17 protein-coding genes, 1 tRNA gene and 1 riboswitch are annotated in these 20,604 nt (G+C 65.1%); of the genes, 6 read left to right on the top strand and 12 right to left on the bottom strand.

Annotated elements, in window-relative coordinates; all coding sequences use genetic code 11:
• Positions 1–31: 31 nt before the first annotated feature.
• The 4 genes from der to E5554_RS08690 are packed head-to-tail and all read left to right on the top strand — an operon-like array spanning position 32 to position 3,159.
• Positions 32–1,396 carry a ribosome biogenesis GTPase Der gene (gene der / locus E5554_RS08705; RefSeq protein ID WP_010338561.1) on the top strand — a complete coding sequence of 455 codons (1,365 nt, stop codon included), beginning with the start codon at positions 32–34 and terminating at the stop codon, positions 1,394–1,396.
• Complete coding sequence (locus E5554_RS08700) at positions 1,386–1,622, top strand: sulfurtransferase TusA family protein (RefSeq protein ID WP_136186559.1); 237 nt, start codon at positions 1,386–1,388, stop codon at positions 1,620–1,622. Before der ends, E5554_RS08700 begins: the two co-directional genes overlap by 11 nt.
• A 55-nt stretch (positions 1,623–1,677) precedes the next feature.
• A complete protein-coding gene (locus tag E5554_RS08695; protein WP_004210730.1) occupies positions 1,678–2,109 on the top strand; it encodes an Hpt domain-containing protein in 432 nt (143 codons plus the stop codon).
• Between the two features lie 45 nt (positions 2,110–2,154).
• On the top strand, positions 2,155–3,159 hold the full coding sequence (locus E5554_RS08690; protein ID WP_168708694.1) for an LLM class flavin-dependent oxidoreductase: 1,005 nt from the start codon (positions 2,155–2,157) through the stop codon (positions 3,157–3,159).
• Positions 3,160–3,163: 4 nt separating this feature from the next.
• On the opposite strand, the gene E5554_RS08685 is transcribed toward E5554_RS08690, so the two are convergent.
• A complete protein-coding gene (locus tag E5554_RS08685) occupies positions 3,164–4,246 on the bottom strand; it encodes an acyltransferase (protein WP_136186557.1) in 1,083 nt (360 codons plus the stop codon).
• Between the two features lie 237 nt (positions 4,247–4,483).
• Between E5554_RS08685 and E5554_RS08680 the strand changes: the two genes are divergently transcribed.
• Positions 4,484–6,148 carry an ATP-binding protein gene (locus E5554_RS08680; RefSeq protein ID WP_136186556.1) on the top strand — a complete coding sequence of 555 codons (1,665 nt, stop codon included), beginning with the start codon at positions 4,484–4,486 and terminating at the stop codon, positions 6,146–6,148.
• A 14-nt stretch (positions 6,149–6,162) separates the two neighbouring features.
• On the opposite strand, the gene E5554_RS08675 is transcribed toward E5554_RS08680, so the two are convergent.
• From E5554_RS08675 to E5554_RS08640, 8 genes are all read right to left on the bottom strand, one after another.
• Positions 6,163–7,614, bottom strand: coding sequence for an MATE family efflux transporter (locus E5554_RS08675; protein WP_136186555.1), 1,452 nt, complete (start codon positions 7,612–7,614; stop codon positions 6,163–6,165).
• A 44-nt stretch (positions 7,615–7,658) separates the two neighbouring features.
• Positions 7,659–10,358, bottom strand: a complete 2,700-nt coding sequence (locus E5554_RS08670) for a valine--tRNA ligase (protein ID WP_136186554.1) — start codon at positions 10,356–10,358, stop codon at positions 7,659–7,661.
• 47 nt (positions 10,359–10,405) lie between these two features.
• Positions 10,406–11,002 (bottom strand): zeta toxin family protein, encoded by a 597-nt coding sequence (locus E5554_RS08665; RefSeq protein ID WP_037516355.1) that lies wholly within the window; start codon positions 11,000–11,002, stop codon positions 10,406–10,408.
• Positions 10,999–11,214, bottom strand: a complete 216-nt coding sequence (locus E5554_RS08660; RefSeq protein ID WP_004210716.1) for a hypothetical protein — start codon at positions 11,212–11,214, stop codon at positions 10,999–11,001. Before E5554_RS08660 ends, E5554_RS08665 begins: the two co-directional genes overlap by 4 nt.
• Positions 11,215–11,252: 38 nt before the next feature.
• The gene (locus tag E5554_RS08655; protein ID WP_136186553.1) at positions 11,253–13,313 is read right to left on the bottom strand and encodes a S9 family peptidase; all 2,061 of its coding nucleotides are present in this window, start codon (positions 13,311–13,313) and stop codon (positions 11,253–11,255) included.
• Positions 13,314–13,454: 141 nt separating this feature from the next.
• Positions 13,455–13,943, bottom strand: coding sequence for a DUF2497 domain-containing protein (locus E5554_RS08650; protein WP_004210714.1), 489 nt, complete (start codon positions 13,941–13,943; stop codon positions 13,455–13,457).
• A gap of 69 nt (positions 13,944–14,012) precedes the next feature.
• Positions 14,013–15,455, bottom strand: coding sequence for a TolC family outer membrane protein (locus E5554_RS08645; RefSeq protein ID WP_063976333.1), 1,443 nt, complete (start codon positions 15,453–15,455; stop codon positions 14,013–14,015).
• A 10-nt stretch (positions 15,456–15,465) separates the two neighbouring features.
• Complete coding sequence (locus E5554_RS08640; RefSeq protein WP_004210712.1) at positions 15,466–16,098, bottom strand: protein-L-isoaspartate O-methyltransferase; 633 nt, start codon at positions 16,096–16,098, stop codon at positions 15,466–15,468.
• Positions 16,099–16,288: 190 nt separating this feature from the next.
• On the opposite strand from E5554_RS08640, the gene E5554_RS08635 reads away from it, so the two are divergent.
• Positions 16,289–16,362: transfer RNA gene (locus E5554_RS08635), tRNA-Cys, on the top strand.
• A gap of 47 nt (positions 16,363–16,409) precedes the next feature.
• Here the strand turns inward: E5554_RS08635 and pnuC are convergent.
• From pnuC to E5554_RS08620, 3 genes are read right to left on the bottom strand one after another with little or no spacing between them, the layout of a single operon-like run.
• A complete protein-coding gene (pnuC, locus tag E5554_RS08630; RefSeq protein ID WP_136186552.1) occupies positions 16,410–16,976 on the bottom strand; it encodes a nicotinamide riboside transporter PnuC in 567 nt (188 codons plus the stop codon).
• Complete coding sequence (locus E5554_RS08625) at positions 16,976–18,118, bottom strand: phosphotransferase (protein ID WP_136186551.1); 1,143 nt, start codon at positions 18,116–18,118, stop codon at positions 16,976–16,978. The genes pnuC and E5554_RS08625 overlap by 1 nt, the downstream gene beginning before the upstream one ends.
• Positions 18,119–18,120: 2 nt before the next feature.
• Positions 18,121–20,415 (bottom strand): TonB-dependent receptor, encoded by a 2,295-nt coding sequence (locus tag E5554_RS08620; RefSeq protein WP_136186550.1) that lies wholly within the window; start codon positions 20,413–20,415, stop codon positions 18,121–18,123.
• A gap of 29 nt (positions 20,416–20,444) precedes the next feature.
• Positions 20,445–20,554: riboswitch (TPP riboswitch) on the bottom strand.
• Positions 20,555–20,604: the final 50 nt, after the last annotated feature.

The raw sequence follows: 20,604 nt of genomic DNA, 5'->3' as shown, positions 1-20,604 counted from the left end.
GGCAGCGATAGAAAGGAAACGGGCCCACATCATGCTGCCCACAGTTGCCATTGTCGGGCGGCCCAATGTGGGCAAGTCCACCCTTTTCAACCGCCTGGTCGGCAAGAAGCTGGCGCTGGTCGATGACCAGCCCGGCGTCACCCGCGACCGACGGGAGGGCGAGGCTCATCTTCTGGGCCTCGACTTCACCATCATCGACACCGCCGGCTATGAGGATGAGGATCCCCACAGCCTGCCCGGCCGCATGCGCATGCAGACCCAGGCCGCGGTCGAGAATTGCGACGTCGCCCTGTTCATGGTCGATGCCCGCGCCGGCATCACCCCGCTGGACGAGGAAATCGCCCGCTGGCTGCGCGAGGGCGATGCCCCGGTGATCCTGGTCGCCAACAAGGCCGAGGGCAAGGCGACCGAAGCCGGCGTGATGGAAGCCTTCATACTTGGCCTGGGCGAACCCATCCCCTTCTCCGCCGAACATGGCCAGGGCCTGGCCGACCTGTTCCAGGCGCTGCTCCCCTATCTCGAACGCGAGGATGGCGAGGAGCATGAGAAGGAATTTTACGAGGACGAGGAGAGCGCGCCGCTCAAGCTCGCGATCGTTGGCCGCCCCAATGCCGGCAAGTCGACCCTCATCAACCGACTGCTCGGCGAGAATCGCCTGCTGACCGGCCCGGAAGCCGGCATCACCCGCGACAGCATCGCCGTCGACTGGATGTGGACCAGCTATGAGGGCGAGGAACGCCCCGTCCGCCTGATCGACACCGCCGGCATGCGCAAGCGCGCCAAGGTGCAGGACAAGCTGGAAAAGCTGGCCGTGTCCGACGGCCTCAACGCCGTGAACTTCGCCGAAGTCGTGGTGCTGCTGCTCGACGCCACCCGCGGGCTGGAGGCGCAGGATCTGCGCATCGCCGACAAGGTGCTGGAGGAAGGGCGCGCCCTCATCGTCGCCCTCAACAAATGGGATACGGTGGAACATGGCTCGGCCCTGTATCAGGGTATCAAGCAGGCGCTGTTCGACGGCCTGGCGCAGGTCCGCGGCGTGCCGATCATGACCGTGTCGGCCGCCACCGGAAAGGGCCTCGATGACCTGATCAAGGTCGCGTTCGAAACCCGCACCGCCTGGTCGCAGCGCATTTCGACCGGCGTGCTCAATCGCTGGTTCGAAGCCGCGCTGGAGGCCAATCCGCCGCCGGCACCGGGTGGCAAGCGGATCAAGCTGCGCTACATCACCCAGAACAAGACGCGTCCGCCGACGTTCGTTCTGTTCGGCACGCGGCTTGACGAACTGCCCGAAAGCTATCGCCGCTATCTGGTGAACGGGATCCGCAAGGAACTGGGCTTCGGCGCCGTGCCGGTGCGCCTGACGCTGCGCAGCGCCAAGAACCCCTATGCCAAATGAGGCGGGCGGCCCTGAGGCCGTCCCCCTCCATATCGACGCCAGGGGCATGAAATGTCCCTGGCCCGTCCTGCGCGCCGCCCGAGCGATGCGTGACGCAGATCATGTGACGATTGATGCCGACGACGCTATCGCCCCGCTCGAACTGGCAGCGCTGGCGCAGCAGCATGGATGGCAATTTTCCGCCCTTTCCCCGCAGCGTTTCGCGCTCAGCAAGGTGCCGGCTTAACCGGCTGTTTACGCCCGCCGGCTAATCTCGCGAGCGTCAGGAAAGGAGTGCGCAGGTGCCCGAACACGCTACCGAACTGGTGGATTGGAACGATTTTGCCCGGACCCGCACGGAGCTGGGTACGGCATTCATGCGCATTCTGGGCTATTTCCGCGAAGATGGTGAAAAGGCGATCGGCACCATCGAGCAGGCCTTTCGGGACCGCGATGCCGTCTCCCTCGTCCGCCCCGCCCATACGCTGAAGGGCGAATCAGCCCAGTTCGGCGCCCATAGGCTCAGTGCCATGGCCGAAGAGATCGAAATGGTCGCACGCCGCTGCGTCGAATTTCGCGAGAGCCCGGACGAATTGATCGAGACCGTGGTGGCGCTGCGCCCCTGCTTTACCGAGACCATGGCCCTGCTCGATCGCGACGCCAATCCGCTGGTCGCGCGCCGTCCCACCTTCGGCCGCCGCGTCGAACCACAGGGCTTTGGTCGCGCCGGCTGATATTCGGTATTGAAATAAAACTGACCATGGCCCCATATGGCGGCCATGACCCGCTTCTCCGTCCTTGATCTCGTCCCTGTCCGCGAAGGCAGCGACGTGTCCGCCGCCCTTGCCGACGCTGCCGAGCTGGCCGCCCATGTCGAAGCATTGGGCTATCACCGCCTCTGGGTGGCCGAACATCATGGCATGCCCGGCATCGCATCGGCCGCCACGGCCGTCGTGCTCGCCCATATCGGCCAGGCGACATCGTCCATCCGCATCGGCGCAGGCGGCATCATGCTGCCCAACCACGCGCCGCTGCTGATCGCGGAACAGTTCGGCACGCTCGACGCGCTGTTCCCCGGCCGCATCGACCTGGGCCTGGGCCGCGCGCCCGGTTCCGACCAGAAAGTGTCGCAGGCCATCCGCCGCAGCCTCAGCGGCGGGGCCGACCAGTTCCCCCGCGACGAACTCGAACTCCAGGCCTATTTCGCCGGCGACGATCGGCTGGGCATTCAGGCCACACCGGGCGAAGGTGCGAATATCCCGCTCTGGATTCTCGGATCCAGCCTCTACGGCGCACAACTGGCGGCCGCGCTAGGCCTGCCCTACGCCTTTGCCTCCCATTTCGCCCCGGCCGCGCTGGACGAGGCGCTGGCCATCTATCGCCGCGACTTCCGCCCTTCGGCCCAGCTTGACCGCCCCTATGCCATGGCCGGCTATAATATCTTCGCCGCCGATAGTGCGGCGGAGGCCGAACTGATCGCCAGTTCGATGCAGCAGGCCTTCGTGCGGCTGCGCACCGGCCAGCCCGGCAAGCTGCAACCGCCGCTGGCAGGCTATTATGACAGCTTGCCGATGCAGGCCCGCGCCATGCTGTCCGATGTCCTGAGCGCCTCCAGCATCGGCACCCAGGCGGATGTCGAGCGCGACCTGGCTGCCTTCATCGATCGCACCGGCGTGGACGAGGTGATCATCGCCGCCCAGATCTTCGATCCGGCGGCGCGCAAGCGCAGCTATGAAATCGCCATGGCGGCGGCGCAGGCGATCGCCGCCCGCGAACTGGCCTGATGCCTCAGGTGGCGGCCAGCCGGCCGCCACTCATCAGCCCGGCCATGGTCGGCGACAGGCGCTGCATCATGTTGCCGATCAGGATCACCACCGCCAGCACCAGGAAAGGCTGGGCGATCAGATAGAGCGGATAGAGCGGCGATCCAAGCGGACCGAACAATTGCCCCAGTAGCGGCCCGCCCAACCAGATCAGGATCAGATGGGCGCAGAAGAGGAAGAAGGCATAGGGCTCGACCCGCATCAGCAGGCCGCGCGCCGGGCTTTCCGCCAGTGCCCAGGCCAGCCGCCAGAAGCAGAGCGATGCGGCCATGCGCACGGCCATATCGAGGCACGCCAGGGCCAGCGGCGCCAGCCCCGCCCCGCCCTTGAGCGAGACATAGAGTTGCGCGCCCATCAGCAGGCCAAAGGGCAAGGAAGCTGCCAGCATCGGCACCGCCGCGGCCCGGTCCGCCCAGCCCTCGCGTCGGGCCAATATGCCGATGGTGAAGAAGAAGAGGATCGACGGGCGCATCAGTACCGGCGGCCCGAGCCCCGCAATTTGGCATGACAGCGCCGCCAGCGCGACCGCCATCAGCATCCAGTTGGGCAACCGCACCAGCAAGGGCGCGGCCACCATGCACAGGAACAGGTCGCGCAGGAATGGCATCTGGACATTGATGTCCGGATTGCGGTTGATGATGAACAATTCCTCGGCGATCCAGCCGCCCGACTGCGGCACCGGCGCCGACAGACCCAGCAGCCAGGCCGCGCCCGACACCAGCAGGATTGCCACCGCATTCCACAACAGCATCGGCAGCAGGATCGTCCGCGCCTTGCGCCCGACATGATCGAACCAGTTGCGCGTGCGCGCCGACCCACCGACCAGCCAGCCGGAGATCAGGCCCAGCAGCGGCACCGCGCTACGGCCGAAGATCTCCATCAGCACCCAGCGCAGCCCTTCCTGCGGCGAGCCACGCAGCAATTCGAGATCCTGGCCGTTCCGTCCGGTCCAGGCATGGACATAGACGACACCCAGAATGCAGATCACACGCGCAATCGCGATCGCGTCGGAACGGCGCGTCGCATTGGCCAAGACGATATCGGGCAAGCAAAAATCCTGATTGTGGCAGGTTTCCAATGCCCGAAACCCGCTCCTGTTCCCCCTCCCGCGCGACGGAGCGAGCCGGAAGCGGGATCATGGGACGCATCAGCGCGGATTTCCGGGCTCCACGGGCCGTTCCGCAATGGGCATTTCGGCCCGTGGGTAATCCAATATTTACCTGCCCCCGATAGCAATCTGGTCGATTGCCGGACGCGTGCCGGCTGCGGGGGACAATAGAGGCTCATGACCCAGATGCCGGGCGCACATCAATTTTCGCACGACACGGGCGCTGTCGCATCGTCTGCCGGCCTGCACCAGGCGCTGGGCATGGTGTTCCAGATCGCCGGGTCGAGTTCGAAGATTCTGGTCGATCCCAACAGCCTCGCGGCGCTGGCCCATGATCCCGACACCTGCCTCGCCATGGCCGGCCAGGTCGGCAGCCAGGTGAAGATGCGGGTCGGCGATCGCTGGCTGATCGCCAGTATCCGGTCGCTGATGCTCGTCCGGCGCGATGGCGGAGCGATCATCGCCGATATCGATTTTCTGGGCGAAGGCGATGAGGAAAAGCTGACTGGCCGCATCTACGGCTTCCGGCGCGGCGTCACCCGCTATCCCACACCCGGCACCGACATCTATCCGGTGTCCAGCTATGACATGCAGCAAATCTATGCCGCCGACGACCGGCCGCATGTCCAGATCGGCACTGTCTATCCGACGATGGACACGCGCGCGGCGCTCTATGTCGATTCGATGCTGGGCAAGCATTTTGCGCTGCTCGGCTCCACCGGCACCGGCAAGTCGACCAGCGCAGCGCTGATCCTGCACCGCATCTGCGACCTGTCGCCCCAGGGGCATATCGTCATGATCGACCCGCATGGCGAATATGGCGCAGCCTTCCAGCAGAATGGCGCGGTGTTCGACGTGAACAACCTCGCCCTGCCCTATTGGTTGATGAATTTCGAGGAACATTGCGAGGTGTTCGTCACCTCCGAAGGCGCCGAGCGCACCCAGGATTGCGACATCCTGGCCAAATGCCTGCTCGCCGCGCGGATGAAGAACCGTCTGGCCGAAAGCATCGGCCGCCTGACCGTGGATTCGCCCGTCCCCTATCTCCTGTCCGATCTCACCGCGATCCTGCAGAACGAGATGGGCAAGCTCGACAAAGGCACCGGATCGCTTCCCTATCTGCGCCTCAAGTCCAAGGTCGACGAGATCAAGGGCGACCCGCGCTATTCCTTCATGTTCTCCGGCATGCTGGTGGCCGATTCGATGCAGGCCTTCCTCGCCAAGGTCTTCCGCCTGCCCTCGGGCGGCAAGCCGATCTCGATCATCGACGTGTCCTCCATGCCCTCCGACATCACCTCGGTGGTGGTCTCGGTGCTGTCCCGGCTGGTGTTCGACTATGCGCTATGGGCGCGCGACGAACCGCAACGGCCGATCCTGCTCGTATGCGAGGAAGCCCATCGCTACATTCCCGCCAGCACCGCCGGCGGCGGGCAGGCGGTGCGCCGCATCCTGGAGCGGATCGCCAAGGAAGGCCGTAAATATGGTGTCTCGCTGGGCCTCATCACCCAGCGTCCGTCCGACCTGGCCGAAGGCGTGCTGTCGCAGTGCGGCACCATCATCTCGATGCGCCTCAACAATGACCGCGACCAGGCCTTCGTGAAGGCGGCCATGCCCGAAGGCGCGCGCGGCTTCCTCGATTCGATCCCTGCCCTGCGCAACCGCGAGGCGATCATCTGCGGCGAAGGTGTCGCCGTGCCGATCCGCGTCGCGCTCGACAATCTGGAAGAACAGCGGCGCCCGGCTTCCGGCGATCCCAGCTTCACCCAGCTCTGGCGCCAGGCCGGCGGCGAGGACGATATCCTTACCCGCACCATCACCCGCTGGCGCAACCAGGGCCGCTGATCGGCGTATCGGCCTCAGCCGGTCGGCGCGATCCGACCGGCCGGCTCGGTCTCGCTATGCACCGCCTCGCGGCATTCCTCTTCGTGCATCGGCACCATCAGCTTGGCCTTGCGCCAGCCGCCCTGCCAATAGACCAGGGCCGCGAGCGTCAGGGACACCGCCGACCCCACCGGGAAGCTCAGCCACAGCGCATCCGCGCCGATCCGGGGATAGGTGAGATAATAGAAGCCCAGGCGCACCGCGAAGAGGGTGAAGACCAGGATCAGCAGCGGCGCCACCACCACGCCATTGGCGCGCATCACCCCGAACAGGATCATGGTGCAGCCGAACAGCATGAAGCTCCAGCTCGCCAGCAACTGCATGTTCCAGGCCGCATCGATCACCGCCTGGTTATGGCTCAGGAACAGCGCCAGCAGCGCTTCGTGGAAGATCAGGATGACGACCACCATCGCGCCGGTAATCGCCAGCAGATAGGATATGCCATAGCCGGTGATCCGACTGATCCGGTCCCACCGACCCGCGCCGATATTCTGCGCCGCCATGGCGCTGACCGCCGCGCCCATCGCCATCGCCGGCATCTGCAGGTAAGTCCAGATCTGCTGCGCCGCGCCATAGGCAGCCGTCACCAGAAATCCTTCGCGATTGACCAGGCCGATCATCACCAGGCCGGACGTCGACATGACGATCATCTGCAGGCCCATCGGCAGGCCCTTGGTCGACAACACCCGCATCTCGTCCATCGCGGGCCTGAGATAGCCAAGCTCCGCGCCGCGAAGCCGCAACGGCAGATCCTTGGCATAGGTATAGATGACCAGCGCGATCAGGCTGACGAAACCCGCCGCCGCCGTTGCCGCCGCCGAACCGCCAATCCCCATCGCCGGGATCGGCCCCAGCCCCAGAATCAGCACCGGATTAAGTATCAGGTCGATCGCCACCGACAGGATCATGAAGATCAACGGCGTGCGCGCGTCACCGGTGCCGCGCAGCCCCATCATCATCATGACGCTGAGCAGCGAGGCCGGCATCGCGACGAAGATCACGCGCAGATAGGTCAGTGCCATATCAAATGCTTCGGGCGGGGTCGCCAGCAGGTGTAGCAGCGCCGGCCCACCGAACCAGCCCGCCACCGCGACGCCCATGGCCAGCAGGAAGCAGAAGCCGACCGCCGAACCAAACGCCCGCCGCGCCGCATCCATGTCGCGCGCGCCGACCGCCTGCGCGATCATCACCGTCGACGCCATGCCGAAGCCGAACACGACGGAGAACATCAGGAACATGATGATATTGGCGTTCGCCGTCGCGGCGAGCGCCTGCGGCCCCAGGAAGCGACCGACCCAGATCGCGTTGATCGATCCGTTCAGCGACTGGAGGATATTGGACGCCAGCGTCGGGATGGCGAATGTCAGCAAGGTGGAGGCGATCGGCCCCTGTGTCAGGTCCCGCGCCCCTTGTGCCCCTGCTGCCATTCGCCCTTACCCCTTATCCCCGATTGCGGCGCAGGCTAGGCGGCTCAGCCCAGCCGGTCCAGTGCCGCCTTCAGCCTTTCCGCCTCGGCGGTCTTTTCGGCATGGTCCTCGCGTGCCTTGGCCACGGCCTCGGGCTTGGCCTTCTCGACAAAGGCCGGGTTGGACAGGCGACCGCCCAGCGAATCCCGTTCCTTCGCCGCCGCTGCCAGCGCCTTTTCGAGGCGGGTCTTTTCCGCCGCAATGTCGATCACGCCTTCCAGCGGCAGGATGAAGGTTGCCTCGTCGACGACGATCTGCGCCGCGCCGCCGGCGACATCCTCGCCAAAGGCCAGGCTCTCGACCCGGCCTAGGCGCGCCAGCGCCGCGCCCTGGCGATCCAGGCGGCCACGGGTTGCGTCCGCCGCATCGCGCACGACCATGCGCAGCTTGGCGCCCGGCGGCACGTTGAGTTCGGTCCGCGCGGTGCGGATCGCGCTCACCAGCCGGATCAGCCAGTCGATCTCGCCCTGCGCATCGGTGTCGACCTCATAGAGGGCGACCGGCCACTCGGCCACGATCAGTTCCTGCGCGCGCGTGCCGGTCAGCTGCCACAACTCTTCGGTGATGAAGGGCATGAAGGGGTGCAGCATGACCAGGATCTGGTCGAACGCCCAGCCGGCAACCGCCTGCGTCTCGTCATCCATCGAACCCTTGGTCAGTTCGATATACCAGTCGCAATACTGGTCCCAGACGAAGTGATAGATGGCGTTGGCGCCCGCGTCGAAGCGCAGTTCAGCCATGGCGGTGTCGATCGCCTGCACTGTCGCCACCGTTTCGGCGATGATCCAGCGATTGACCGGCAGCGTGGCGTGCGGCGCTTCGCGGCTGGTCGAGGCGGTGACGCCATTGGCCTGCAGGAAGCGCGCCGCGTTCCACAGCTTGGTCGCGAAGTTGCGATAACCCTCGACCCGCTTCTCATCCATCTTCACGTCGCGGCCCTGGCTTTCCATCGCCGCCATGAAGAAGCGTAGTGCATCCGCGCCGAACTTGTCGATCAGACCCAGCGGATCGACCACATTGCCCTTGGACTTGGACATTTTTTGGCCGTCGGCCGCGCGCACCAGGCCATGGAGATAGAGCTTCTTCCACGGCACATCGCCCATGAATTCCATGCCCTGCATCGCCATGCGCGCATCCCAGAAGAACAGGATGTCGAAGCCGGAGATTAGCAGGTCATTGGGATAATGGCGGCTGAGCGTCTCGCTCTGTTCCGGCCAGCCCAGCGTGCCGAACGGCCACAAGGCGGACGAGAACCAGGTGTCGAGCACGTCGGGATCGCGGAACAGCGTCTTGTTGCCGGCCTGCAACTGCGCCTCTTCCTCGGTTTCGGCGACATAGGCATTGCCCTCGTCATCGAACCAGGCCGGGATCTGATGGCCCCACCAGAGCTGGCGCGACACACACCAGGGCTGGATATTCTCCATCCAGTTGAAGAAGGTCTTTTCCCAGCTCTTGGGGACGATCTCGATCCGGCCGTCGCGCACCGCCTGCATCGGCGCCACCGCCAGCTTGCCGGCGTCGACATACCATTGGTCGGTCAGCCAAGGCTCGATCACCACGCCCGAACGGTCGCCATAGGGGGTCTGGATCGTGCGAGGCTCGAAATCGGCGGCGACTTCCTCGCCCTCCTTGTTCTTGGTGACATGCGGCACCAGCAAGCCCAGCGCCTTCATCTCGGCGACGACGATCTCGCGCGCGCCGTCCACGCCGTCCTTCTTGAAGCGGTGCAGCCCCAGGAAGCGATCGGGGATCAGGCCGTCGGCGGTCTGCACGACATTGGCGTCGGCATCGAACATGTTGAGCATGTCCGCGGCCTTCATGCCCGCGCGCTTGCCGACCTCGAAATCGTTGAAGTCATGGCCTGGCGTGATCTTGACCGCACCCGAACCCAGTTCCGGATCGGCATGTTCGTCGGCGACGATCTTGAAGCGGCGACCGGTGATCGGCTGGAGAATCTCCTTGCCGATGACCGCCTGATAGCGGGCATCGTCGGGATGCACGGCGATCGCCATGTCGGCCAGCATGGTTTCCGGCCGGGTGGTGGCGACGACGATATGGTCGCTGCCATCGGCCAGGGTCACGCCGTCGGCCAGCGGATAGCGGAAGCGCCAGAAGCCGCCCTGCGTTTCCTTGGTCTCGACCTCCAGGTCGGAAATGGCCGATCGGAAATGCGGGTCCCAGTTGACCAGGCGCTTGTCGCGATAGAGCAGGCCGCGCTGGTGCAGTTCCACGAACACCTTGATGACGGCCCTGGAAAAGCCCTCGTCCATGGTGAAGCGTTCATTGGCCCAGTCCATCGAACAGCCCAGACGGCGCAGCTGGCTGGTGATCGCACCGCCGCTTTCCGCCTTCCATTCCCACACCTTGGCGACGAAATCGTCGCGGCTGAAATCGGTGCGCTTCTGCCCGGCCGCGTTCAGCTGCCGCTCGACCACCATCTGGGTCGCGATGCCGGCATGGTCGGTGCCGACCACCCACAAAGCATCCTTGCCGCGCAGCCGCTCATAGCGCACGACGATGTCCTGCAGCGTATTGTCGAGCGCATGGCCAACATGCAGGCTGCCGGTCACGTTCGGCGGCGGATTGACGATGGTGAAGGGTTCGGCGCCCGGACGGTCCGGACGGAACAGGCCATTGGCCTCCCAATGCTGGTACCAGCGGGTCTCGATGGCGGCGGGGTCAAAGGTTTTGGGCAGTTCGGTCATGATCGCGCTTTAACGCCTGCCGCACGACACGCAAGGCATGGCGCACGTCAGATCAGGCTATCCATGACTTCGGACGGCAAACCAGCGCGGATCGTGATGCCGCCATCCCCCTTTCGGGCGACCAGTTGCGGTTCGCTCAGGCTGTTGTCGAACACCCAGGCCCGATCCGCCTGGTCGAAGAACCAGCGCAGTTGCGCAAAGGATCTTATGCGCCGCGCCGCCACCTTGTCGGCCGGCACATCATGCCCGCCCTTGGCCACGCGATAGGCGATCCGCTCCAGTTGGCGCTCCACCGAATCCAGATAGACATAGATCAGCCGTATCTCGAAGCCGCGCGCCCGCGCCTTCTCCACCAAGCGCCGATATTTGGGACTGGACAGCACGGTCTCGACGCCGATGGTCTGATGCACGTCGATCGACGCATCAAGCCAGGCCTCGATCCGCTGCACGGCAGCCAGATTGGCGGCGTCCTGCACCAATCCTTCGCTTTCCCGCAACCGGGCGGTCAGCAGGTCTGGGTTGATGATCCAGACCGAACCATCAAATTCGGCCACGTCGCTGCGACCATAGGCCGAGCTTTTGCCACAGCCATTGGGGCCCGCGACTATCCACAGACGCGGCCGCGCATGGCCCTTGCCGATCAAATCTTGTCCCTGATCGCCTTATTCTCTTCCCGCGCCTTGCGAACGCTGGCGCGGAAGGATGCGAGGAATTCAGCCTCGAACTGCGGGCTATCGGCATCGACCACCCGCAACTTCACCGCCTTGCCGTCCTTGTGGACGGTCCGGTATCTGGGCTTGCCCGGCTTGCCGAGGTCGATGGGACCATCGACGATATCGACCTTCATCTTTGCCATGGGGTCAATATAGCAGGCCGGGCCAGCCCCTCAAAGGCTCATTTGCCCTTGGCCGCGCCGGTCCACTGGTTCAGCCAGCCCAGCGCCTCGTCATACCATTGCAGCGAATTCTTGGGCTTCAGCACCCAGTGATTCTCGTCAGGGAAGACGACCAGGCGCGACGGAATCTCGCGCCGCTGCAACGCGGTGAAGGCGGCGAGGCCCTGCGTATAGGGAATGCGGAAATCCTTCTCGCCGGTCACGACCAGCATCGGCGTCTTCCACTGGGCGACGTGATTGACCGGGTTCCATTTCTCGAACTCCTCCGGCTTCTCATAATAGGGGCCGCCATGCTCCCATTCGTCGAACCACAGTTCCTCGGTCTCATAGGCCATGGCGCGGGCGTCGAACACGCCGTCATGCTGGACGATGCACTTGAAGCCGTCGGCCCACTGCCCCTCGATCCAGTTCATCATATAGCCGCCATAGCTGGCGCCGAGCGCGCAGGCACGGCCCGCGTCGACATTGGCGTCCTTCGCCGCCGCCGCGGCCAGGCCAAGCTTCAGGTCTTCGAGCGGCTTGCCACCCCAATCCTGGTTGATCGCGTCGGTGAAGGCCTGGCCATAACCGGTCGAGCCATGGAAATCGACGATCACCGCGGCATAGCCATGGGCGGCGAACGCCTTGGGGTTCCAGCGATAGGACCAGCTGTCGTTGAAGCTGCCCTGCGGCCCGCCATGGACCAGGAAGGCGACCGGCAGCTTGCCCTTGGCAGCCATGGGCTTCACGATCTGTCCCCAGACCGTGTCGCCATTGGCACCCTTGAAGCTGAAGCGCTGGACCGACACGTCATCCACCCCGGCCAGCTTCTGCGCGTTGACATTCGTCAGGCGCACCGGCTTGCCTTTCGCGGGCATCTTCCAGAAATCGGCCGGCGACTGGATGCTGTCCAGCGCATAGACGAAGCCGCCATCGGGCAGCGGCACGACGCTGCCAGCATGACCCTTTTCGGTGAGGCGCGTCACCTTGCCCGATGCGGCATCGACGCGGAACACCGGATTGTCGAGTACGTCATTGGCGGTGACCAGCAGCCCCTTGCCATGCGTTTCCCAGGCGATCGAGCCGATCGAACGATCCCAGCCCTGCGTCAGCGCGCGCGTCTCGCCTGTGGCGATGTTGCGCAGCATCAGGACCAGCCGATCGGCTTCATAGCCGGGCCGCTTCATCGCGGCATAGGCCAGCCATTTGCCGTCGGGCGACACCACCGGCATCGTGTCGGTCGCGTCATTCGCGTCGGTCAGGTTGACCGGCTTGGCGCTGCCATCGGCCGGCACGCTGAAGATGTCGAGATTGGTCGACAGCGGCTCGATCCGCCCAGCCTCGCGCAGGGTGAAGAACAGCGTCTTGCCATCCGCGCTCCAGGCCAGTTCCTCCGCCCCGCCGAACGGCTTGGACGGGCTGTCGCCGACCAGGCCGCCCATCACCGACACCGCCTTGCCGCCCGCGACCGGCATGACGAAGATTTGCGAACGCTGGCCATCGCTCCACGTATCCCAGTGGCGCACGAACAGCTGGTCATAGACCCGGCCGCTGCCTGCGCTTGGTGGGGTCGGCGCCTTCACATCGTCGATCGTGCGCGTACCGACCGGGCGGTCGGCCCACAGCGCCACCTTGTCACCCTGGGGGCTCAGCAGGAAGCCGGAAATGCCGCCGGGCGCCTTGCTGATCTGCACCGGCTGACCACCAGCGATCGGCGCGCGCCACAACTGGTCGTCACCGCCGGCATTGGAGACATAATAAAGCGCGCTGCCGTCGGCCGAAAAGACCGGCGATGCCTCATTCTTGTCGGGCACCGACGCGATCAGCCGGGGCGCCTGCCCCGCCTTGTCGATCGCCAGCAGATAGAGGTCGGTGCGGCCGCGATTATCGGCGAGATCCGTGCTGCGCAGCTGATAGGCCATCCACTTGCCGTCCGGCGATACGGTCGGCGACGACACCCGGTCCAGCGACACCATGTCATTGGGCGTGAAAGGACGGGCAGCCGCCGGCGCCACCAGCGCAGACGACAGCATCGGCGACAGGGCCAGTGCGCCAAGGCCGGCAAGCAGGATATGTTTCATGGAAAAATCACCCTCGGATCGAAAACACGGCGTGCCGGCGCATGCGATGCACGGCCGGGCGCGTCGATGAGATGATCCGTGGTCTAGGCGCGCCTTACGCCCCCGGCAAGAGGCCGGCGCGCGATCGGCTGCCTGTCGGCCTCAGCGGCCGGTGATGCGGGAGATTTCCTTGGCGACCATGTCCTCGACCAGCGCGGGCAGGCGCGCATCGAGCCATTCCTTGAGCATCGGCCGCAGCATCGAGCGAACCAGAGCTTCAAGCGTATTGTCCTCGCCCTCGCGCGGGCTGACCAGCATGGTGGACAGGGCCGAAAGCGAATGACGCGCGGCCACTTCGCTTTCCACCGACAGGATCGAGTCGCCGTCCGATTCGGACGGGGCCACAGCCTTCACGGCGCGGGTCGACTTGGGCGCGGGCATCACTTCCTCCACCGGAATCTCGTCGGTCAGTTCCAGCACTTCCTCGACCTCGGCCGACATCACCGCATGGGACGCGGCGCTCAGGTCGATCGGGGTCTTCTGGCGGCGCTGCGGCGCGGCCTGAACGGCGTCCTCGCCCTCTTCGGCGATGATCCGCTTGATGGACGAGAGTATCTCTTCCATCGAGGGTTCCTTGGTCATGTCACCCATGGATAATTCCCGTCCAAATTTCATTCCGCACCTATTCCGCCAAGATTACCTGTTCAGGTTAACAAGCGGTTAAGGCTGCGCGGCATCGACTTTGGCGTTTTGAGCCGGCGTGTCAACGGTACGTGTCGAAACCGCCTGGGGCTTGCCGTCATAGTCCCAGTCGAACCACTTGCCCTCGACCCGGTCGTAATTGACCATCGGGTCATAGAGGGTGCCGCTTTCCAGGCCCAGATCATCGGCCTCGGCATGGCCCATCGCGGCCAGCAGGGTGAAGCCGGCGACATAGGCATTGCGGCGCGCGGTCACCAACTCAACCTTGGCGTTGAGCGATTCCTGCTCGGCATTGAGGATGTCGAGGATGGTGCGGCTGCCGACCGAATTTTCCGCCCGCACGCCTTCCAGCGACAGTTCGGCGGCATCGACCGCCTTCTGGCTCGACTGGATCGTGCGCAGCGACGCCTGCAACGCGGCATAGGCGGCGCGCGCCTGCGAGATCACGCCGCGCTCGACCTCGATCTGCCGCTCGATCGCCTGCGACTCGAGCGCCTGGTTCTGGCGCACCTGCGCGGCCGGGCGACCGCCCTGATAGAAGGGAATGGTCAGGGTCGCACCAACGGCCGCCTGCTTGTTGGCCGCAATGTCCTTGTCCATATAGTCGGTATAGCTGCCCTGGCTGAAACCGCTCAGGGTCGGCAGCGTGGCGCCCTTGGCCGCCTTCACGTCATAACGCGCCGCCTCACGCGACTTCTGCGCAGCCAGGATATCGGGATTATCGGCCAGCGCGACGCGCACGGCGCTGTCGGGATCGGCCGGCAGGCCCGGCAGAGCGGGCGGCGATTCCAGATCGACCGGCGCCTCGCCGACCATCGCGATATAATTTTCGCGGCTGGTGATCAGGTTGGATTCGGCGCGCTGCAGGTCGGAGCGGGCCAGTTCCAGACGCGATTCGGACTGGGCGACGTCGGTGCGAGTGACATCGCCGACCTCGAACCGGTCGTTGGTCGCCTGGAGATTGACCTCCAGCACCTTCACATTCGCGGCATTGAGCGACACCAGCGCGATATCGCGGATCACATCCATATAGGCGGCGACCGTCTGCGAGAACACGCTCGCCTCGGTCCCGCGCAGATTCGCCTGGCCCGATTCGACGCGCGTTTCCGCCGCCTTCACGCTGTTGCGCACGGTGCCGCCGGAATAGATGGGCACATCGATGCTGCCGCTGGCGCTGGCGGACCGATGCGGCGCCAGGAAGCTGTTCGACGGGCGGATGACCAGTTCCTGGAACTGGAGCTGCGAATTGGCCGTGGGCCGCCCCGCTGCCTTCTGGATCGGGACATTCTCGTCCGTCGCCCGCTGACCGGCGCGTGCGCCGGTCAGGGTCGGGTTGGTGCGATAGGCCTTGGCCAGCGCGCCCTGCAGGGTTTCGGCATGCGCCACCCCTGCCATGGAGGAGGATAGCAACAGCAAGGCTGTAGCGGCTTGGCGCCGAAGGGTCATACGCTTTGCTGTCATCTATCCTGTCTCAAAAAACGAACTGCTCCGGCGCGGCGAAACCGGGAAGCACGACCATTTCCATGTCGGTAAGGCTGGCGAGACCCAGCACGCCCGCCACCGCGCGGCCGCTGCACAGGCGAGCGACACCGCGTTCGACGACGCCCGTCACCACCCGTCCCCCATCGACTAGCTGCTGGACGAGCGCAGCCGGGACTTCCTCCACCGCGCCGTCAATGAAAAGAACATCATAGGGCGCACCGGCCGATGCGCCGGCGGCCAGCGGGCCGCGCACCACGGTCACGCCGGGCACCGCGATCTCTGCGCCACCCTCGACCTCCACTGCCGTCACCTGCGCACCCAGCTCGGCGAGCAGCGCCGCGCTGTAACCGGTCGCGGCGCCGATCAGCAGCACCTTCTCGCCGGCCTGGACATCGGCTTCCTTGAGCAGACGGCCAGTGACCAGCGGCGGGTTCAGCGCACGGTCGCCGTCCAGCGGGATCGGGCGATCGACATAGGTCATGGCCCGGCGCTCGGCGGGGACATAGTCCTCGCGCGGCACCTTCGCCATCACGGCGATCACGCGCTGATCGTCCACGGCGCTGGTGCGCAGCTGGCTCTCGACCATGGCGGTCCGCATCGAAGAAAAGTTCTGCTCGGTCACGATAGTTCCTCGCTTGGCACAACTGTATTGGCAATGCAATACACTTAGGGGATTACCGGACCTCTAAATCAGCATTTCCCCCGCGCCAAGCGGCTTTCCACGATGGAGAGCGAGATTCTTGGGATTGTTCGCCTTCCCGCGCTTGACTTTGCGATCAAAGGCGGACATTTGCCGCCTCCACCGCACGGAAGGCCCGATGGCGGAGTGGTGACGCAGAGGACTGCAAATCCTTGCACGCCGGTTCGATTCCGGCTCGGGCCTCCATTTTCCAGATAGATCCGATCCCTGCCGACTCAAGGCAGCAGCCTTGTTCAGGCTGTGTTGCGACGCATCGCCTGCCGCCAGCGCCAATAGCCCAGCACCGCCAGTCCGATCATCGCGGCATAGAGACCAGCGGTCAGCCACAATCCCTTGAACACGAACATGCCGACATAGAAAATGTCGACCGCGATCCACAGCAGCCAGCTCGCGGCATGGCGCCGCGCCGTCCAATATTGGGCGACCAGGCTGAAACTGCTCAGCGCCGAATCCATCCAGGGCAGCGCCGCATCGGTATAATGATGGGTGAACCAGCCGATCGCGCCGGCACAGAGTGCGCCCAGCGCCAGCCCCTTGGCGGCCCGCATCGGTGGCAGCGGCACCACCCTTACCTCGCCGTCGTCGCGCTTGCCCCGCGCCCAGCCGATCCAGCCATAGACGATGGCGATACCGAACAGGGCCTGCAGCACCATGTCGGCATAGAGGCGCACGTCGAGGAACAGCTTGGCATACAGGGCGCAGGCCATCAGGTTGATCGGCCAGCACAGCAAATGCCGCCGCGCCGTCAGCCAGATGCCGAGGAAGCTGATGATGACGGCAATGATCTCCAGCACAGACATCAGCCCACCACTCCCTCGCGGAGTTGCGCCAGAAAGCCCTGCCCCGCCCCCGACAGGAACCAGTCGGCATGGCCGACCAGATAAGCCTGCCAGGCCAGCATCGCGCCTTCGCGATCGGCCAATATGCCGAAGAAATAGTCGATTTCGGTCAGCGCAAACTCGACATGGACCAGCGGCAGCAGGCGCAGCAGCGTATCGATCTCGGCAGGCGCCAGCGGCAGGACACTGCGATAGCCCGCCAACAAGGCTAGCGCCCCATCCACATCTGCCGGCTCGGCCAACCGCCCCTGATCCAGCGTCAGCCAGGGGATCACCGTCCGTTCGATCGCGGTGGCGAGATCATGCAGTGCGCAGTTGCGGGTCGACAGGCCGAAATCGAAGATGCTGCTGACCGCGCCTTGCGCCGACCAGAGCAGGTTGGAGGGATGCCAGTCATTATGGGTCCAGAGCGCAGGCTGCTCCGCCAGCCGCGGCGCCAGCCCCTCCCCCAATGCCGCGAACAGCCGCGCCAGTTCCGACCGCCAGGGCAGGTCCGCCAGAAAGGCCGCCACCGCCGGCCGCGCCGCGACATAGGCCTCCGCTGCGGCCAGCGGATCAACGGCAGGCAATATGGTGAAGCTCGACACCAGCGGATGCGCCCCGCGTACCGGCGCATCGAAACCGGCCGCCGCCCGATGCAGTTGCGCCAGCGCGACGCCGGCCGCAAAGGCATGATCGGGCGACAGGAAGGGCGTCCAGGACTGGCGATCGCGATAGAGATCGAGGCCCTGTGCCTGACGATGCAGTTCGTAACTCCATTCGCCCAGCGCCATCGCGCCGGCGCCATCGGCGGCGCGCAGCACATCGGGCACCGCCAGCCCGGCACCGCGCAGATGCGCCATGAAACCATGCTCCTCGGCCAGCGCCGCCGGCGTGCGCAAACTCTGGTGATGCCGCTTCAGGAACAGCGGGCCACGATCCGTCTCGACCAGCGCCGCCGCCGAAAAGGGGCGCGGCGAATGCCAGGCCAGCGCCGCCAGCCGGCCAGCGTCGGGAAAATGGGCCAGCACCGCCGCCGCCTCGTCCACCGTGATCGCCGGCCAGGCCGGCGCCTCCAGCGCCAGCCCCATGCCATGGACCAGATGCGGGGCGGCGGCGCTCATCGTCAGAAGGCGCGCGACAGCGTCGCCACCACGGCGCGCCCGCTGCCGACATAATAGGTCGGCGCCGAACCGGCGATCAGCGTGCCGTTACGCCCGACCGTGTCCTGCGCGTTGGTGCTGATCGAATAGACGCCCGACAGGACGCGCGGATTGGTGACGTTGATCGCGTTGATGCGCAGGTCCATCACCTGCGCGTCGATCAGCCCGGCCAAATGGACGCCGACCGACAGGTCCAGCGTGGCATAGCCCTTGATGCTCTCGTCATTCATGAAGGTCGCATATTGGCGGCCGACATATTTGAGCGCGCTGCTGCCGAACAGCCGACCATCATCATAGGTGCTGCCCAGCGCAAACTGGAAGCTGGGGGCCGACACCGCCCGCTTGCCCCTGGTCGGCAGATAATCGCCGTTGATCGCCAGATCGTCGTTCAGCCGCGTGTGCAGATATTCGGCCGAGGCATAGATGCTCATCCCCTTGGCCGGGCGATAGTCGATCTCGCCGTCCAGGCCATAGCTGCTCTGGCTGCCGGCATTGATGGTCGAATTGACCAGCGCGCCGCCGCTGTCGATCACCGTCGCCACCTGGCGGTTGCGGAAATGATAATGGAAACCGGTCAGCGAGAAGGACAGGCTGGGGCCGATATAGCGATAGCCCAGTTCCTGCGAGATCGAATATTCATTCTTCAGGCCGTCGGTGCCCTGGCTCACCAGTTCGCCGCCATAATAGCTGTTGTAGAGCGCGAACTCGTTAGGCGTGCGGAAATTGGTGGTGATGTTGGCGAACAGCTGCTGCCGGTCGTCCAGCTGATAATGGATCGCCGCCCGCGGCAGCGCGGCGAAGCTGTCGATCCGCACCGTCGATTGCGGACCGGGCAGATAATTGCGGCCGTTGCGCAGCAGGTTGACGCCCTTGAAACCGATGTCGATGCCCAGCTTGGGCGTCACCGCAATGCTGTCGGACAGGAAGAAGCCCTTGGTGACTGTCTTGGTGCGCTGATTTTCATAGGCGAGCAGGCGCCCGTCGGCGGTGCGGATCGCCTTGTCCTGATAGCCCCACTGGTCGACCGGGCGGCCATCGGCATCGATCGACGTATAGGATTGCGTCACCCGGTCGGTGCCATAGTCGAACCACAGGCCAGCGACGATCCGATGCGCGCCGGCCTGCAGCGTCAGCTTGCTGACGTCGCCGACGCGGAACTGCTTGCCGGTCCAGTTGCCCAGCACCGTTGCGACGCCATCGACCGCACCGGGCAGGTCGATCGGCTGGGTCAGTTCCTCGGTGCCCAGATAATTGCCGGTGGTGGCGAGCTGCGTGCCATAGGGCGAATTGCCATGCCCCATCTGCAGATAGGCACTGCTGTCGAAGCTGAGCGTATCACTCAGCTTCAGGTGGACGGGCGCCGCGACGTAGAAATTGCGGAACGGCGCGCGATAGAGGCGCCAGTAGTTGGTATTCCCCTCGCTATAGGTCTCGTCGAAATTATAGCCGCGACCAGAGGCTTCCCAGTCCGCCTTGCTCGGGCTGGGATAGGTCGATGTCTTGGCGTCGTTGAAGGAAAAGGCGATGCTCGCGCGGTTGCCATCGCCCCATTCGTTCAGCAGCTTGGCGTCGATATGCTGGCGCTGGTCATGGCCCGCCCCGCGCCAGTTGTCGGCGCGGTTGTTGGAATAGGAAATAAAGGCCTTCAGCCCGGTCGATCCGATCCGTCCCGTGTCGATCCGCGCAAAGACGCGCCGCTCGTCATAGGAACCGACCGACAGGTTGACGAGCCCCCCCGCCTCCGCCTTTGGATCATCCAGCGTCAGCGACAACAGGCCGCCGGCCGCCGCGACCACCGGCGAGTCAATATCTGCCGCGCCCTGTGCCAGCATCACCTGCCGCACATTCTCCGCATCGGCAAATTGCGAGGGATAGGCATAATAATAGCCGATGTCGTTCTGCGGCGCGCCTTCCATCAGCACGCCGATCTGGTCCTGGCCCAGGCCGCGCAGCGTCAGGCTGGACGATGCCGACAGGCCATAGGGGTCGCTGGACGAGACATTGGCGCCGGGCAGCAGATTGACCAGCTGGAAGGCGTTGAGCGTCGGCGCCTGCTTGATGATGAAGTCGGTGGAGATCGCGCTGACCGCCTTGGGCGCGCTCTGATCGGGCAACAGGCCTTCGGGGTCGGGATGGCCGACGACCTGGATATTGGTCGACTGGTCCAGCTCATCCTCCGCCATCGCGGGCGATGCAATCATTAACAGGGCCAGCGTCAGGCAGGCGCTTCCACCATGGGGCAATCGGGCAGTCTTCATCTCACGTCCACTCCACAGGAGGGACGACGGACCTGCCGCCTTGCCCTCCCTACGCCGGTATCAGCCGGATCAGGTTCAGCGGGTCGTGGTCTGCTGACCACCTCTCAGCCGCGCATGAGCGGCCCCCCGGGGATGGCCGCCCCTTAGGCGTTTCGACGCGAAGTGGAAAGCCCTCTCTATCGGCTCTCG

Source organism: Sphingobium sp. PAMC28499, assembly GCF_004795815.1.
Taxonomy (GTDB): domain Bacteria; phylum Pseudomonadota; class Alphaproteobacteria; order Sphingomonadales; family Sphingomonadaceae; genus Sphingobium; species Sphingobium yanoikuyae.
Note: the sequence above shows the minus strand (reverse complement) of the source record. Positions and strands in the feature narration are given on the sequence as shown.